General features: G+C 64.0%; 14 protein-coding genes. 7 read left to right on the top strand and 7 right to left on the bottom strand.

The annotated features are described in order from the left end of the window. A complete protein-coding gene (locus EGJ22_RS25940) occupies window positions 1-168 on the bottom strand; it encodes a hypothetical protein (RefSeq protein WP_155273753.1) in 168 nt (55 codons plus the stop codon). Between EGJ22_RS25940 and EGJ22_RS02765 the strand changes: the two genes are divergently transcribed. Genes EGJ22_RS02765 through EGJ22_RS02745 form a run of 5 tightly spaced genes read left to right on the top strand, consistent with a single transcriptional unit; the run spans window position 167 to window position 6,667 of the window. Then, entirely contained in the window at window positions 167-3,634 is a 3,468-nt protein-coding gene (locus EGJ22_RS02765; protein WP_029887037.1) for a response regulator, read from the top strand. The two genes, EGJ22_RS25940 and EGJ22_RS02765, sit on opposite strands and share 2 nt — an antisense overlap. Beyond that, complete coding sequence (locus EGJ22_RS02760; protein ID WP_009686478.1) at window positions 3,631-4,452, top strand: protein-glutamate O-methyltransferase CheR; 822 nt, start codon at window positions 3,631-3,633, stop codon at window positions 4,450-4,452. Before EGJ22_RS02765 ends, EGJ22_RS02760 begins: the two co-directional genes overlap by 4 nt. Then, on the top strand, window positions 4,449-5,024 hold the full coding sequence (locus tag EGJ22_RS02755; RefSeq protein ID WP_029887038.1) for a chemotaxis protein CheB: 576 nt from the start codon (window positions 4,449-4,451) through the stop codon (window positions 5,022-5,024). The genes EGJ22_RS02760 and EGJ22_RS02755 overlap by 4 nt, the downstream gene beginning before the upstream one ends. Continuing rightward, complete coding sequence (locus EGJ22_RS02750; RefSeq protein WP_009686480.1) at window positions 5,018-6,244, top strand: hybrid sensor histidine kinase/response regulator; 1,227 nt, start codon at window positions 5,018-5,020, stop codon at window positions 6,242-6,244. The genes EGJ22_RS02755 and EGJ22_RS02750 overlap by 7 nt, the downstream gene beginning before the upstream one ends. Window positions 6,245-6,289: 45 nt before the next feature. Next, the gene (locus EGJ22_RS02745) at window positions 6,290-6,667 is read left to right on the top strand and encodes a response regulator (RefSeq protein ID WP_009686481.1); all 378 of its coding nucleotides are present in this window, start codon (window positions 6,290-6,292) and stop codon (window positions 6,665-6,667) included. A gap of 48 nt (window positions 6,668-6,715) precedes the next feature. On the opposite strand, the gene EGJ22_RS02740 is transcribed toward EGJ22_RS02745, so the two are convergent. Genes EGJ22_RS02740 through EGJ22_RS02730 form a run of 3 tightly spaced genes read right to left on the bottom strand, consistent with a single transcriptional unit; the run spans window position 6,716 to window position 9,355 of the window. Further along, window positions 6,716-7,297 (bottom strand): TetR/AcrR family transcriptional regulator, encoded by a 582-nt coding sequence (locus EGJ22_RS02740; RefSeq protein WP_009686482.1) that lies wholly within the window; start codon window positions 7,295-7,297, stop codon window positions 6,716-6,718. A gap of 12 nt (window positions 7,298-7,309) precedes the next feature. Further along, on the bottom strand, window positions 7,310-8,158 hold the full coding sequence (locus tag EGJ22_RS02735) for a 3-hydroxybutyryl-CoA dehydrogenase (RefSeq protein WP_029887039.1): 849 nt from the start codon (window positions 8,156-8,158) through the stop codon (window positions 7,310-7,312). A gap of 12 nt (window positions 8,159-8,170) precedes the next feature. After that, window positions 8,171-9,355, bottom strand: a complete 1,185-nt coding sequence (locus tag EGJ22_RS02730) for an acetyl-CoA C-acyltransferase family protein (RefSeq protein WP_029887040.1) — start codon at window positions 9,353-9,355, stop codon at window positions 8,171-8,173. 170 nt (window positions 9,356-9,525) lie between these two features. Between EGJ22_RS02730 and EGJ22_RS02725 the strand changes: the two genes are divergently transcribed. Beyond that, window positions 9,526-10,536 carry an AraC family transcriptional regulator gene (locus EGJ22_RS02725; RefSeq protein ID WP_009686485.1) on the top strand — a complete coding sequence of 337 codons (1,011 nt, stop codon included), beginning with the start codon at window positions 9,526-9,528 and terminating at the stop codon, window positions 10,534-10,536. A gap of 45 nt (window positions 10,537-10,581) precedes the next feature. Here the strand turns inward: EGJ22_RS02725 and EGJ22_RS02720 are convergent, their stop codons facing one another. After that, window positions 10,582-11,022, bottom strand: a complete 441-nt coding sequence (locus EGJ22_RS02720) for a carboxymuconolactone decarboxylase family protein (RefSeq protein WP_029887041.1) — start codon at window positions 11,020-11,022, stop codon at window positions 10,582-10,584. 200 nt (window positions 11,023-11,222) lie between these two features. On the opposite strand from EGJ22_RS02720, the gene EGJ22_RS02715 reads away from it, so the two are divergent. Then, on the top strand, window positions 11,223-12,416 hold the full coding sequence (locus tag EGJ22_RS02715; RefSeq protein WP_029887042.1) for a CynX/NimT family MFS transporter: 1,194 nt from the start codon (window positions 11,223-11,225) through the stop codon (window positions 12,414-12,416). On the opposite strand, the gene EGJ22_RS02710 is transcribed toward EGJ22_RS02715, so the two are convergent. Beyond that, complete coding sequence (locus EGJ22_RS02710) at window positions 12,409-13,842, bottom strand: PLP-dependent aminotransferase family protein (RefSeq protein ID WP_029887043.1); 1,434 nt, start codon at window positions 13,840-13,842, stop codon at window positions 12,409-12,411. The two genes, EGJ22_RS02715 and EGJ22_RS02710, sit on opposite strands and share 8 nt — an antisense overlap. Before the next feature lie 84 nt (window positions 13,843-13,926). Further along, complete coding sequence (locus EGJ22_RS02705) at window positions 13,927-14,265, bottom strand: hypothetical protein (RefSeq protein WP_029887044.1); 339 nt, start codon at window positions 14,263-14,265, stop codon at window positions 13,927-13,929. Window positions 14,266-14,390 lie beyond the last annotated feature (125 nt).

The raw sequence follows: 14,390 nt of genomic DNA, 5'->3' as shown, positions 1-14,390 counted from the left end.
TCAGATGGAACGATTGGCACACAGCACTTTCAAATACTGGCTAAATGCCCTGCCAGAGCCGTCAAAGCTGGTTAGACTTCGCTTGTCGGCACGGCGCAGCGGCACATAACCATAACGATTGTTCCGCCACTCTTTTCCATGGATTTTCTTGCTCGGGCGTTTTCTCATGATTCAAGCAGCCTCGATGGACCAGCGCAGCTTCCGCAAGTTGTTGAGCCGCAACATCGGCCTTCCTCTGGGTGTGGGCCTGCTGGGTGCCGTGGCCTTCGTCGCGGTGATCAACTACCTGCTTTCGGCCATGCAATGGGTCGAGCACACCGACCGGGTCATTGGCAATGCCAACGAAGCGGTGAAGCTGTCGATCGACATGGAAACCGGCATGCGCGGCTTTCTGCTGACGGGTGACGAGCGCTTCCTCGACCCCTATGAGGTGGCCAAGCCGCGCATTCTCAGCAGCTTGCAGGGCCTGAAAGGCATGGTCGAGGACAACCCGCAGCAAGTTGACCGTATCGACCGGCTGATCGCCTTGCAGCAAGCCTGGAATGACTTCGGCAGCGGCATGATCACCCTGCGCCGCAATGACGGCCCCTACCGGGAGCTGATCGGTAACGGCCGCGGCAAGCGCCTGACAGACGAGATTCGCAAGGAATTCGCCGACCTCATTGCCACCGAGCAGCAGTTGCGCATGGCACGCAACGAGAAGGTCAGCACCGTCACCGTAACCTCCATTTCGGCGTTCGTGCTGCTGATCGTTGGCCTCAGCGCCTTGCTGGCGTACCTGGGGCGCCGCGATCTGTTGGCGTTGTCCAGCAGTTACGACGACAACCTCAAGGCCCAGCAACGTTCTGCCGAGCGCCTGGAGCACCAGGCCTGGCTGCGCAACGGCCAGACCCAGCTGGCTCAACAAGTGCTTGGGCAGCTGACCCTGAACATGCTCGGCGACAACATTCTGCGGTTCTTTGCCTCTTACCTGGGCAGTGTGGTCGGGGCGTTGTACGTGCGCGACGAGCATGGCCGCCTGGTACGCGTTGCCTGCTATGGGCTGGATGCCGAAGAGCAGGCGCGCGAGCAGGTGCTGGGTGATGGTGAGGGTCTGCTGGCCCAGGCCGTGCGTGAAGGGCGGCTGCTGCGCCTGGACGAACTGCCGCAAGACTACTTCCAGCTCAGCTCCGGCCTGGGCAAGGGCTTGCCGCGCAGTGCACTGCTGATGCCGGCCAGCGACGGCGGGCAGATCAACGGCGTGCTCGAACTGGGCTTCCTGCGGCCGCTGCAGGCGCGTGACGACGAACTGTTGCAGCGCGTGGAGGGCAACCTGGGTATGTCCATCGAAAGCGCCCGTTACCGCCAGCGCTTGCAGGAAGTCCTGGCCGAAACCCAGCAATTGAACGAAGAATTGCAGGTGCAGCAGGAAGAGCTGAAAACGGCCAACGAAGAGCTGGAGGAGCAGTCCCGCGTGCTCAAGGAGTCCCAGGCCCACCTGGAAACCCAGCAAGCGGAACTGGAGCAGACCAACGAGCAGTTGTCCGACCGCACCGAAGCGCTGGACCGCAAGAACGAGGAGCTGACCCAGGCCCAGGAAGAGCTGCAGGCGCGCGCCGATGAGCTGCTGCGTTCGAGCAAGTACAAGTCCGAGTTCCTCGCCAACATGTCCCACGAATTGCGCACGCCGCTGAACAGTTCGCTGATTCTGGCCAAGCTGCTGGCCGAGAACGTTGAAGGCAACCTCAGCGGTGAGCAGGTCAAGTTCGCCGAGTCGATCTACTCGGCCGGCAACGACCTGCTCAACCTGATCAACGATATCCTCGACATCGCCAAGGTCGAGGCCGGCAAGCTTGAAGTGCGACCTGAAACCACCCACCTGGACCGCCTGGTCGAAGGCCTGCGCGACATGTTCGAGCCGTTGGCCGGGCAAAAGGGACTGGCCTTCGAGGTCACCGCCCAGGCTCAGGTGCCTGCCACCCTGTTCACCGACCGCCAGCGACTGGAGCAGATCCTCAAGAACCTGCTGTCCAACGCCATCAAGTTCACCGAGCGCGGCCAGGTCAGCCTGAACATCGGCTACCAGCCAGACAGCGGCATCGTGTTTTCCGTGCGCGATAGCGGCATCGGCATTGCTGCCGACCAGCAGCAGGCAATCTTCGGTGCGTTCCACCAGGTCGATGGCACCAGCAACCGCCGGTATGGCGGGACTGGGCTGGGGCTGTCGATTTCTCGCGACCTTGCCCATCTGCTTGGCGGGCAGATCAGTGTCGAGAGCAGCCCCGGGCAGGGCAGTGTGTTCAGCCTGGTATTACCCGAACGCTACGAGAACCTGGAGCAGGAGGTCGAGCCCCTTAGCCTGCGCCCGGCTGTCGATACCCTGCCGCCAGTACCGCAACTCGCCACTGCCCAGGCGCCGAAGCTGCCGCAACTGGCCTTCACCGACGACCGTGACCGGGCGCCTTTCAGTAACCGCTGCATCCTGGTGATCGAAGACGAGCCGAACTTCGCCCGCATTCTCTTCGACCTGGCCCACGAGCTGGGTTACAGCTGCCTGGTGGCGCATGCGGCCGACGAAGGTTTCGAGCTGGCCGCCCGGTTCATACCCGATGCGATCCTGCTGGACATGCGCCTGCCTGACCATTCCGGCCTGACCGTGCTGCAACGCCTGAAAGAACAGGCCGATACCCGGCACATTCCGGTGCATATCATTTCCGTCGAGGACCGTGTCGAGGCCGCCATGCACATGGGGGCAGTGGGCTACGCCGTCAAACCCACCAGCCGCGAAGAGCTCAAGGAAGTTTTCGCGCGCCTGGAGGCCAAGCTGACGCAGAAGCTCAAGCACATTCTGCTGGTGGAAGATGACGACCTGCAGCGCGAAAGCATCGCCCGCCTGATCGGTGACGACGACGTCGAGATCACCGCCGTAGGCATGGCGCAGGAGGCCTTGGCACTGCTGCGGGAAAACATCTACGACTGCATGATCATCGACCTCAAGCTGCCAGACATGCTCGGTAACGAACTACTCAAGCGCATGACTGCCGAAGATATCCGCGCCTTCCCGCCGGTGATCGTGTATACCGGCCGCAACCTGACCCGCGAAGAAGAAACCGACCTGCTCAAGTACTCGCGCTCGATCATCATCAAGGGCGCCCGCTCACCCGAGCGGCTGCTCGACGAAGTGACGCTGTTCCTGCACAAGGTCGAATCGCAGTTGTCCAACGAACGCCAGCGTATGCTGAAGACGGCGCGCAGCCGCGACAAAGTGTTCGAGGGGCGCAAGGTGCTGCTGGTAGATGACGATGTGCGTAATATCTTCGCCCTGACCAGTGCACTGGAGCACAAGGGCGCGATCGTCGAAATCGGCCGTAACGGCCGCGAGGCCATCGAGCGCCTGGAGCAGCATGACGACATCGACCTGGTGCTGATGGATGTGATGATGCCGGAAATGGACGGCTTCGAAGCCACCCGGCTGATCCGCCAGCAACCGCGCTGGCGCAAGCTGCCGATCATTGCGGTGACTGCCAAGGCCATGAAAGATGACCAGCACCGTTGCCTGCAGGCCGGCGCCAACGATTACCTGGCCAAACCGATCGACCTGGACCGCCTGTTCTCGCTGATCCGCGTATGGCTGCCGCAACTGGAGCGAATTTGACTAGCGAACGTAACACCGATATCGAGATCCGCTTGCTGATCGAGGCCATCTACCTCAAGTACAGCTATGATTTCCGCAATTATTCCGGCGCTTCGATCAAGCGCCGGATCCTGCATGCGCTGCGCCAGTTCGGTTGCCAGACGGTATCGGCCTTGCAGGAGCGCGTGCTGCACGACCCTGGCATGTTCATGCAGTTGCTGCAGTACCTGACGATTCCGGTCAGCGCGATGTTCCGCGACCCGGGCCATTTCCTGGCGCTGCGCACCGAGGTGGTGCCGCTGTTGCGCACCTGGCCATCGATCAAAGTGTGGATCGCCGGCTGCAGCACGGGCGAGGAGGTGTATTCGATGGCCATCCTGCTGCGCGAAGAAGGCCTGCTCGAGCGCACCATCATCTACGCCACCGACATCAACCCGCACTCGCTGGACAAAGCCAAGCAGGGCATCTACTCGATGCAGAACATGCTTGACTACGCCGAGAACTACCGCATCGCCGGTGGCCGCCGGGATTTCGCCGAGTACTACACGGCAGCCTATGGCAACGCGATCATGGACAGCACCCTGCGTGAAAACGTGACCTTCGCCGACCATAGCCTGGCCACCGACAGCGTGTTCTCCGAGACGCAGTTGGTGTCTTGCCGCAATGTGCTGATCTATTTCAACAAGGAGCTGCAGGACCGCGCCCTGGGCCTGTTCCATGAATCGCTGTGCCATCGCGGTTTTCTGGTGCTGGGCAGTAAGGAGTCGGTCGACTTTTCCGCTTACAGCGACGGTTTCGAGCCGCTGGTCAAGCCTGAACGGATCTATCGCAAATCATGAAAGGCGTACAAGCGGTGGTGATCGGCGCCTCGGCTGGCGGGGTGTCCGCGCTGTTCACCGTGCTGGGCGGGTTGCCTTCGGGGTTCGCCATTCCGGTAGTCTGTGTGTTGCACCTGCCGGATGACCGCCACAGCCAACTGGCCGAGGTGCTGCAACGCCGCCTGCTTCGTCCCGTGTGTGAGGCACGTGACAAGCAACCGCTGCGCCCTGGCCAGATCTACGTGGCCGGGCCGGGCTATCATTTATCGGTAGAACGCGACTTCACCCTGTCGTTGAGCCAGGAACCACCGGTGCATTTTTCCCGGCCGGCCATCGACTACCTGTTCATTTCCGCGGCCGATGCCTACGGTGCCGGCCTGCTTGGCGTGCTGCTCACCGGTGCCAATGAAGACGGTGCCCAGGGGTTGGCTTACATCAAGAACAGCGGCGGCCGGACCATCGTCCAGGACCCTCGCGACGCACAGGTGGCGCTGATGCCCGAGGCCGCCCTGGCCCTCCATCAGCCCGACCATATTCTTACCTTGAGTGGGATCGAGCAGTTGCTCGCCGCCCTGGAACCCAGCGCATGCTAAGCAACACTATCGCCAAACTGCTGATCGTCGACGACCTGCCAGAGAACCTGTTGGCCCTCGATGCCCTGATACAGGGCGAGGACCGTGAGGTGCACCAGGCCCAGTCTGCCGAAGCCGCCTTGTCGCTGTTGCTCGAACACGAGTTCGCGCTGGCCATTCTCGATGTGCAGATGCCGGGCATGAACGGCTTCGAACTGGCCGAACTGATGCGCGGTACGGAAAAAACCCGCCACATCCCCATCGTTTTCGTGACCGCAGCCGGGCGTGAAATGAACTACGCCTTCAAGGGCTACGAAAGTGGCGCCGTGGACTTCCTGCACAAACCGCTGGATACCGCTGCGGTGAAGAGCAAGGTGTCGGTGTTCGTCGACCTTTACCGCCAGCGCAAGGTGCTTGACCGCCAGTTGCAGGCGCTGGAGCGCAGCCGCCAGGAGCAGGAAGTGCTGCTGGGCCAGCTGCAGGCGGCGCGCGGTGAGCTGGAGCATGCGGTGCGCATGCGCGACGACTTCATGTCGATCGTGTCCCACGAGGTGCGTACCCCGCTCAACGGGCTGATCCTGGAAACCCAACTGCGCAAGCTGCACCTGGCGCGGGGCAACCTGGCGGCGTTCAGCGCCGACAAGCTGCAGGCCATGGTCGAGCGCGACGAGCGCCAGATCAACAGCCTGATCCGCCTGATCGAAGACATGCTCGATGTTTCGCGCATTCGTACAGGCAAGCTGTCGCTGCGGCCCAAAGCGTTCGACCTGAGCGAGCTGGTGCAGCGGTTGGTGGAAAATTTCACCGCCCAGGCCACGGCACTGGATACGTTCATCGAGTTGCAGCATTGCCAGCCACTGCAGGGTGAGTGGGACGAATTTCGGATTGAACAAGTACTGGCCAACCTGTTGTCCAATGCCTTGCGTTATGGTGAACGCAAACCGGTGCAGGTAAGGCTGTACGAGCAGGACGGCCTGGCGTGCGTGCAGGTGCAGGACCAAGGCATTGGTATCGACATGGCTAACCAGCAACGTATCTTTCAGCAGTTCGAGCGCGTCGCAACTCAGCAAGCTACGGGTGGCCTGGGCTTGGGCCTATATATTTCCGACCAGATCGTGCAAGCGCATGGCGGGCGGATTGTGGTGCAAAGCGAGGTGGGCAAAGGTGCGACCTTCACCCTGCAACTGCCCCTGGCTGCAGTGGAACAACTAAACGACCAGGCGTGGGCAACCTCTGCATAAGCCTGGGGTCTGATGGCCAACTGGAAGAATTTTCAAGGCGTTAACATGAGTGAAGATGCACAAGACGTAGTGCTGGTGGTCGAGGACGAACCAGCGATACGCATGATTCTGCGGGACTACCTGGCGGGCGAGGGCTACCACGTGCTGGTCGCCGAGGACGGTGAACAGGCGTTCGCCATCCTGGCCAGCAAGCCGCACCTGGACCTGATGGTGACCGACTTCCGCCTGCCGGGCGGGATCTCCGGGGTAGAAATCGCCGAGCCAGCGGTGAAGTTGCGGCCCGACCTGAAAGTGATCTTCATCAGCGGCTACCCCGCCGAGATCCTCGAGTCCGGAAGCCCGATCACCCGCAAGGCACCGATCTTGGCCAAGCCGTTCGACCTGGACACCTTGCACGAGCAGATTCAGGCACTGCTGCGCTGATACCCGTCAAGGCCCTGTCACCGGCGCGCGCTGACGGGCCGGTGCTGATCAACGCAAGGTCCGCTCCAGCCCACCCAGCAACATGCTCTCCATCAATACCAGCGCTTGCGCTTCAGGCAATGCCTGCAGCGCGCCGGGCAATCGGTTCAGCAGCGTTGCAACCACCTGCGCCGTGGCCACCAAGGCTGGCCCCTGCAGCTTCGCCTGCGGTGCGATCAGCCGCAACAGCCCGGCCTCATAACGCCCGCGCAACTGCGTCAGGCGTGCCTGCTGGGCCTCGCTCAGGCAACAGAAATCACGCTCAGCCAAACGAAACTGCAGCGGCCGTTCGGCATGCAACTGCCAATGCGCCGCGATCAGGCAATTCAAGGCTGAAGCGCCGCGGGCCATGGCCCGCCGCCCCTGGTCCAGCAGGGCCTGCAACTCCTCGTACAGTTCCTCGATCAAGTCGAACAACAGGTCCTGCTTGCTGGGAAAGTGGTGGTACAGCGAGCCGGCCGTCAGCCCGACATGCGCGGCCAATTCGCGCATGCTGACCTGGCCAAAGCCTTTTTCGGCAAACAGCGCCATGGCCTGTTCACGTCGCTCTTCGAAATTGGCACAACGCATCGCGGCATTGATCGGGGGCATGGCGCCTGGGCCTCAGTAGGTGAAGAAGCCGCGGCCGCTCTTGCGCCCCAGCCAGCCGGCCGCCACCATTTCCTTGAGCAGCGGGGCAGGGCGGTACTTGCTGTCGTTGAAGCCCTCATGGAAGGCCTCCATGATCGCCAGCAAGGTGTCCAGGCCGATCAGGTCGGCCAGTGCCAGTGGGCCGATCGGCTGGTTGCAGCCAAGGCGCATGCCGGTATCGATGTCCTCGGCGCTGGCCAGGCCTTCCTGGCGTACGAATATCGCTTCGTTGATCATCGGCACCAGGATGCGATTGACCACGAAGCCCGGCCGGTTGCCAGCAGCGATCGGGGTCTTGCCCAGCTTCTCTGTCACCAGCAATGCCTGGGCGTAGGTACTTTCGCTGGTCTGCAGGCCACGAATGATCTCGACCAGCGCCATCATCGGCACCGGGTTGAAAAAGTGCACGCCAATGAAGCGCTCGGGGTGGTCGATGCTGGCGGCCAACTGGGTCACCGACAGCGACGAGGTATTGGTCGCGATCAGGCAATCGGCGGCGACGTTGCCTGCCACCTGCTGCAGGATGCGTTGCTTGAGCTGCAGGTTCTCGGTGGCCGCTTCGATCACCATCTGCATCGTGGCCAGCTGGCCGTAGTCGGTGCTGGTGCGGATCCGGGTTTTGGCTGCCGCTGCCTGCTCGGCGGCGAGGGTCCCTTTGCTGACCTGGCGCTCGAGGTTCTTGCCCAGCGTTGCCACCCCGCGCTCCAGGGCGGCGTCGGCCACGTCCACCAGCAGCACCTGGTAGCCTGCCACCGCACACACTTGGGCGATGCCGTTGCCCATGGTGCCGGCGCCGATCACGGCGATCTGTTCAATGTTCATCTTTCAGTTTCCTCAAACCCGCTCGAAGACCACGGCGATGCCTTGGCCGCCACCAATGCACATGGTGGCCAGGGCGTAGCGCCCTTGAATGCGCTGCAATTCATGGATGGCCTTGGTGGCGATGATCGCGCCGGTGGCACCCACCGGGTGGCCCAGGGAAATGCCCGAACCGTTGGGGTTGACCTTTTCCGGGTCGAAGCCCAGTTCGCGGGCCACCGCGCAAGCCTGGGCGGCGAAGGCTTCGTTGGACTCGATCACATCCAGGTCCTGCACCTTCAGGCCGGTCTTCTCCAGCACCTTGCGGGTGGCGGGGATCGGCCCCAGGCCCATCAACTCGGGTTCCACCCCGGCATGTGCGTAGCCCACCAGCCGGGCCAGTGGCTTGAGGCCCAGGCGCCGCACCGCGTCACCGCTGGCCAGCACCAGGCCAGCGGCGCCGTCGTTGATGCCACTGGCGTTACCGGCAGTCACGGTGCCGTCTTTCTTGAACACCGGCTTCATGCCGGCCAGTTGCTCGGCGGTGACCTCACCGCGCACATGTTCATCGACACTGAACTGCACGCTGCCTTTGCGGGTTTTGAGTTCCAGCGGCACGATCTGGCTGGTGAAGCGGCCCTCGGCAATGGCGCGAGCGGCCCGGCGCTGGCTGGTCAGGGCCAGCTCGTCCTGCATTTCGCGGGTAATGCCCTGGCTGGCCGAGACGTTCTCGGCGGTGATGCCCATGTGGAAGTGCTGGAAGGGGTCGTGCAGTACCCCGACGGTGTAGTCGATGCCTTGCAGGTCACCCATGCGCGCGCCCCAGCGTGCCTGTGGCAGCAGGTAAGGACCGCGGCTCATGGACTCGGCGCCAGCGGCAATGGCCACATCGGTGTCGCCCAGCAGCAGACCTTGAGCCGCCGAAACAATGGCCTGCAGGCCCGAGCCACACAGGCGGTTGACATTGAACGCCGGAGTTTCCTTGGGGATGCCAGCGTTCATGGCCGCAACCCGCGCCAGGTAGGCATCACGGGGTTCGGTAGGGATCACCGTGCCCATTACCACGTGGCCGATCTGTTCGGCGGCCAGCCCCGAGCGCTCAATGGCGGCGCGGGTGATGGCGCTGGCCAGGTCGGCCAGCGGCAGGTCCTTGAGGGAGCCGCCGAAGCCACCGATGGCTGAACGGACGGCACTGACGACGTAGATTTCTGCGCTGCTCATAGAGGCTCCGATTGCATAGGCATGGCGGGACTGGGCCAGGCTCTGCGAGAATGGCCGGCGAGGTCCCGAAGTGGGTCCGAGTCTAGGCAAAGGCTCTGTTGCAGCCTATGCCGGAACTGTTCAAACAACCTGGCACTTTTTGCCACTCAGCATAGACAGCGAACACCGCCATGCGCGATAGCGATTCGGTCGCCGTGTACTTCCTCAACGCCATGCTGCATGCCCTGCGCGATTGCCCCGCCGAGCGTGACGCGCATTTGCGTGCGGTGGGCATCGACCCGCACCTGCTCGACCAGCCGCAGGCGCGGGTGCCGGCCCGGGCCTTCGCCGAGCTGTGGCTGGCAATGATCCGGCGCCTGGACGATGAGTTCTTCCGCCTCGACAGCCATGGCATGCCGTTGGGCAGTTTCGCCCTGATCTGTCGGGGCCTGATCCTGGAACCCAACCTGGAAAAGGCTCTACGCCAGTGCCTGGCAGGCTTTGGCCTGTTCCTGCACGATCTGCGCGGCAGCCTGACCGTGCGCGGTAGCCGGGCGCTGATCAGCGTGCAGTCGAGCATCGCCGACCCGTTGACCCGGGTATACGCCGAGGAAACCTACCTGGTGCTGATGGTCGGCCTGCTGTGTTGGCTGGGCGGGCGCAGGGTGGCGATTGACCGGACCGAACTGGCAGTGGCACGCCCAGCCCAGGAGGATGACCTGCTGTTGTGGGGGCCGGACCTGCGCCTGGGCAGCGGGCGTACCGAGGTGGAGTTCGACAGTGCCTGCCTGCGCCGGCCGGTGGTCCAGGACGTGGCGGCGCTGAAAACCTTCCTGCGCAGCGCGCCGCAGGGGCTGGTCATTCGCTTTCGCAACCAGAACGGCCTGGTGGCCGAGGTGTACCGGCATTTACGGGCGCGTGGCTATGGGCAGTGGCCCACGTTGGCATCGCTGGCACAGCAGCAGGGTATCAGTGCCAGCACCTTCCGCCGGCAGTTGGAGCGCGAGGGGCGCTCCTACCAGCAGATCAAGGACGAGGTACGCCGGGCGATGGCTTTCGAGCGCTTGCGCGAAGGCGTGCTGAGCATTGCCGAGATCGCCGAGCAGGCCGGCTTTCAGGAGCCCAGCGCGTTCCACCGGGCGTTCAAGAAATGGACCGGGCAGAGCCCCGGTAGCTACCGCGCGCGGTTGGCCGGGCGCTGATCTTGGCCAGTGCAGACCCTTGCGCGGGTGCCACCGCGCCAACACTCAGCCCGCCGGCACCATGGCGAAGCCCACCCCGAAGCGGTTCCAGGCATTGATGGTGGCGATGGCCAAGGTCAGGTTGACCACTTCGGCCGGCTCGAAGTGCTGCAGCAGGGCTTCGTATTCGCCCTGCGGCGCACCCCGTTCAGGCAGGCGGGTAAGGCTCTCGAGCCAGGCCAGTGCTGCCCGTTCACGCGGGGTGAAGTACGCCGTTTCCTGCCACACGCACAGTGTTTGCAGGCGTGCCTCGGTCTCACCGGCCTTGCGCGCATCGTTGGCATGCAGGTTGACGCAATAGGCGCAGCCGTTGATCTGCGAGGCGCGCAGGCGCACCAGTTCCAGCAGCGAGTTTTCCAGGCCGCACCTGGCCAGCGCCTGTTCCAGGCCGACCATGGCTTTGTAGGCTTCGGGCGCGTGCTTGGCCCATTCGATACGGTTGTGCATGGCTGTCTCCAATGCGGATGTGGGGGGTGATGGCGCTACTGTAGCGCCGTTGATTGGCCACCCCGATAGCCAATTGCACGCTTGCGCAGGAGGCCAATGTCCATTCAGCTGGCCACTGACAGGCATCCAATCTCTTCATTTCTGCGCAGCCAGCCAAGCCGGGATAATGGTTGATCTTGCACGAAGAGAAACGAACGACCATGAGACCTGCGCTGAACCTGTTGCTGGTGATTTTGTTGGCCCTGAACCTGCGGCCCATCCTGACCAGTATCGGCCCCTTGCTCGAGCCCATGCGCGCCACTACCGGGCTGGGCTACCAGCAGGCCGCCCTGCTGACCGCTTTGCCGGTGCTCTGCATGGGCCTGGTGCCGTTGCTGCAGCCGTGGCTGCGGCGCTGGCTCAGCGAGCACGGCGGTATGCTGGGCGGCCTGGCGGCGATTGCCATGGCTTGCCTGTGGCGCCTGCAACTGGACAGTGCCTGGGCATTGATCGCCAGTGCGGTGGTCGCTGGCCTGGGCGTAGCGGTGGTACAGGGCATGATGCCGGGGCTGGTGAACCGCTGGTTCCCCCGCCGCCTGGCGGCGGCCATGGGCCTGTATTCGGCGGCGCTGATGAGTGGCGGTGGCCTGGCGGCAGTGCTGGGCCCGCACATCAGTGCGCACTTCGGCCACTGGCAGGCCGGCCTGGGCCTGTGGGCGGTGCCGGCCGTGCTGGCGTTGCTGGCCTGGGCCGTGCTGCGGCCACGCCATGGCACAGCGAAGCTGGCAGGGGCATCCGGTGGGCACTGGTTCGGCACGCGCCGGGCCTGGTTGCTGGCCCTGTACTTCGGCTTGATCAATGGCGGTTACACCAGCATGGTGGCGTGGTTGCCGGCCTACCACACCGAGCACGGCGGCAGCGCCCAGGGTGGCGCCGACCTGGTGGGCCTGATGACCATTTTCCAGGTGGCCGGCGCGCTCGGTTTGCCGCTGTTGCTGCGGCGCTATGCTGACCGGCGCCCCGGTTTGTGGCTGGCGCTGGCAATCCAGCTGGTCGGCTTTCTCGGCCTGTTACTGGCCCCCACCGTGGCCCCGGGGCTGTGGGTGGCGCTGATCGGTTTCGGCCTGGGCGCATGCTTCAGCCAGTGCCTTACGCTGACCCTGGAGCATTTGCAAACGCCAGCCGAGGCGGGCAGCCTGGCGGCATTTGTGCAGGGCATCGGCTTCATCATTACCGGGATCGTGCCCTACATCACCGGTTGGCTGCGGGATGTCAGTGGTGACTTCCAGGCGTCGTGGACACTGTTGACGGTCACCGTGCTGGCCATGCTGTGGGTCACCGCGTTTTTCAACCCGCGCGGTTACTCGGCCGCCATCGCCCGCCCGGCAACCGGCAAGGCGGCACCGGTCAGTTGAGGTGCTGCAGGGTGTCGCGCACGCGATCCAGTGCGGGGTCGATATCCAGCAGTTCAATGGCACCGAAACCCATCAGCAAGCCCTGCCGCACAGGCGCTTCGCTGAAGAATGGCGCCAGTGGGTACAGGCCGACCTCGACCTTGCGCGCCAGGTTGGCCAGCAATTCCACGTCGACCCCTGGTCTGGCCAGCGCGCTCAGATGAAAGCCGGCGCTGGCCGGAACCGCGCTGAACCAAGGGGCCAGGTCGCCCTGCAGGCGCGCCAGAATGCGTTCGCGGCGCGCGCTGTACACCTCATGGCAACGGCGAATGTGCTTGTGCAGGTGGCCCTCGGCAAGGAAACGCGCCAAGGCCCACTGCAGCAAGCTCGGGCTGTGCCAGTCACTGAGGTGCTTGGCCACGCAGGCCGCCTGCAGTACGGCAGGCGGCAGCACGGCGTAGCCCAGGCGCAGCTCAGGCAAAAGGGTCTTGGAAAACGTGCCCACGTAGGCCACCAGCCCCTGTCGGTCCAGGCGCTGCAAGGCATCCGCAGCGGGCCCCTGGTAGCGGAATTCACAGTCGTAGTCGTCTTCGATGATCAGCGCCCCCAGCTGCGCAGCCCGCGCCAGCAGCGCGTGCCGGCGCGCCTCGCTCATCGGCATGCCCAGCGGGAACTGGTGCGATGGCGTGACGTAGATCAGCCGGGTGCCGTCGGCGATGTGCTCGACGCACAGGCCTTGGTCGTCGACCGGTACCGACTGCAGATGCGCGCCCAGGGCCAGGAACAGCTGCCGTGCCGGTGGGTAACCGGGGTCTTCCATGGCCACCTGGCAACCTGGCTCGACCAGCACGCGGGCGATCAGGTCCAGGGCCTGCTGGGCGCCGTTGCACACGAGCAGGTCGGCTGCGCTGCAGTGCACGCCACGGGTGTAGGCGATGTGGTGGGCGATGGCCTGGCGTAGTTCAGGCAAACCCTGGGCCGTAAAGTGCCGTTCGGGGTGGCGCTGGCTGCGCCGCAGGGCGTAGTTCAGGCAACTGCGCCACTGGTCGAAGGGGAATTGGGCCTTGCTCGATACGCCGCCGATGAAATCGTAGCGTGAAGGCGCCTGCGCCTGGCGTTGGCTGAGCACCGTGGCGCGCGCTTGCCAGCGTTCGAGCGATGCACTGGCGGCCAGGGTGATGGCGCCAGGTCCGCTGCTGCGCAGCGGCTGGCGCGGCGTGACGAATGTACCACGGCCCACCACACCGCTGAGCAGGTTGTCGTAGGTCAGGCGTGAGTAGGCTTCGGCTACCGTCTTGCGCGACACACCCAGTTGTTCGGCCAGCAGACGGGTGGGTGGCAGCTGGGTGCCAGCTGCCAGGTGGCCACTGTCGATGCCAGCGCGCAGTTGCTGGTAAAGCTGGTCGGTGAGGCCTTTGCGGCCATCCAGGCGAATGTGCAGTTCCATGGAACGGTCCGGAGCGGGGGTGCCCACAGGATAGCGGATTGGCTGCGCCGTGTGCGCCGGGCCGCGAGCCTTGCGCTACGGCTGTCAGAGCCGGGCGGTGCTGATGGTGATGTAGCCTTTGCCCGCCAGCGCAATGCGTATCTGGGTTTCGTCTGTGGCTGCCTTGCGGTTGCGTTTGATGCATACGCCGTCGATTGCCGCCGCGCGCATGTGCTCGGCAATGGCGCGCCCGTTCGGGTCGAAAAGCACCTCGCTGGCCAGCAGCTCGATGCGCTCGATCAGCAAACGGGTCTGTTCGTCTGTAGCGCAGAAGAACATCACACCCGACAGGTGAGGGTCGTCATCAGGGTTGCTGATGTCATGGGCGAGCATTTCGCGCAGGCTGCTGCGCAGTTTGGCAATGGAGCGTGCGTACGGGTGCATGCGGCGTTTCCCCTGGCTGGTCATGCTGCGCCGATCTTGTTTTCTCAACGCTGAGGCGGCAAGTAAGACGCGTCCGAACATTTTGTAGGGGAATTCTGAGTCTGCCCGAGTGGCAACCCTCTGTG

This window comes from Pseudomonas sp. p99-361 (genome assembly GCF_003935475.1).
GTDB lineage: Bacteria > Pseudomonadota > Gammaproteobacteria > Pseudomonadales > Pseudomonadaceae > Aquipseudomonas > Aquipseudomonas juntendi.
The sequence above is the reverse complement of the archived record's forward strand: the minus strand, read 5'-3'. Positions and strand labels throughout refer to the sequence as shown.

Excerpts from the sequence above, each read along its gene's own strand:
- EGJ22_RS02730 (WP_029887040.1), bottom strand. The coding sequence starts at position 9,355 with ATGAGCAGCGCAGAAATCTACGTCGTCAGTGCCGTCCGTTCAGCCATC.
- EGJ22_RS02710 (WP_029887043.1), bottom strand. The coding sequence starts at position 13,842 with ATGGAACTGCACATTCGCCTGGATGGCCGCAAAGGCCTCACCGACCAG.
- EGJ22_RS02750 (WP_009686480.1), top strand. The coding sequence starts at position 5,018 with ATGCTAAGCAACACTATCGCCAAACTGCTGATCGTCGACGACCTGCCA.
- EGJ22_RS02705 (WP_029887044.1), bottom strand. The coding sequence starts at position 14,265 with ATGCACCCGTACGCACGCTCCATTGCCAAACTGCGCAGCAGCCTGCGC.
- EGJ22_RS02735 (WP_029887039.1), bottom strand. The coding sequence starts at position 8,158 with ATGAACATTGAACAGATCGCCGTGATCGGCGCCGGCACCATGGGCAAC.
- EGJ22_RS02720 (WP_029887041.1), bottom strand. The coding sequence starts at position 11,022 with ATGCACAACCGTATCGAATGGGCCAAGCACGCGCCCGAAGCCTACAAA.
- EGJ22_RS02740 (WP_009686482.1), bottom strand. The coding sequence starts at position 7,297 with ATGCCCCCGATCAATGCCGCGATGCGTTGTGCCAATTTCGAAGAGCGA.
- EGJ22_RS02745 (WP_009686481.1), top strand. The coding sequence starts at position 6,290 with ATGAGTGAAGATGCACAAGACGTAGTGCTGGTGGTCGAGGACGAACCA.
- EGJ22_RS02755 (WP_029887038.1), top strand. The coding sequence starts at position 4,449 with ATGAAAGGCGTACAAGCGGTGGTGATCGGCGCCTCGGCTGGCGGGGTG.
- EGJ22_RS25940 (WP_155273753.1), bottom strand. The coding sequence starts at position 168 with ATGAGAAAACGCCCGAGCAAGAAAATCCATGGAAAAGAGTGGCGGAAC.
- EGJ22_RS02725 (WP_009686485.1), top strand. The coding sequence starts at position 9,526 with ATGCGCGATAGCGATTCGGTCGCCGTGTACTTCCTCAACGCCATGCTG.
- EGJ22_RS02715 (WP_029887042.1), top strand. The coding sequence starts at position 11,223 with ATGAGACCTGCGCTGAACCTGTTGCTGGTGATTTTGTTGGCCCTGAAC.
- EGJ22_RS02765 (WP_029887037.1), top strand. The coding sequence starts at position 167 with ATGATTCAAGCAGCCTCGATGGACCAGCGCAGCTTCCGCAAGTTGTTG.